The following is a 443-nucleotide window of genomic DNA, read 5'->3' as shown; positions in this document are numbered from 1 at the left end:
TGATTACGCTGGAAAACGTCAATAAATGGTATGGACAATTCCATGTTTTGAAAAATATAAATTTAACCGTGCAACCGGGCGAACGGATCGTTCTATGTGGCCCTTCAGGTTCCGGTAAATCGACAACCATTCGTTGTATTAATCATCTGGAAGAACATCAACAGGGACGGATCGTGGTAGATGGCATCGAACTTAATGAAGATATCCGCAATATTGAGCGCGTCAGGCAGGAAGTGGGAATGGTCTTTCAGCATTTCAATCTCTTCCCTCATCTGACCGTGTTACAGAACTGTACCCTGGCACCGATTTGGGTACGCAAGATGCCAAAGAAAGAGGCTGAAGCTCTGGCGATGCATTACCTTGAGCGGGTGAGAATTGCCGAACATGCCCAGAAGTTTCCCGGACAGATTTCTGGTGGTCAGCAGCAACGTGTTGCCATAGCA

The 443-nt window shown here is 46.7% G+C and carries 1 protein-coding gene; it reads left to right on the top strand.

Annotated elements, in window-relative coordinates:
* On the top strand, positions 1-443 hold a 443-nt coding region (locus ACNFOC_RS55405; RefSeq protein ID WP_521987325.1), incomplete at both ends, for an amino acid ABC transporter ATP-binding protein.

Source organism: Streptomyces colwelliae, from assembly GCF_048158785.1.
Lineage (GTDB): Bacteria > Actinomycetota > Actinomycetes > Streptomycetales > Streptomycetaceae > Streptomyces.
This window is presented reverse-complemented; position numbering and strand designations above follow the sequence as displayed.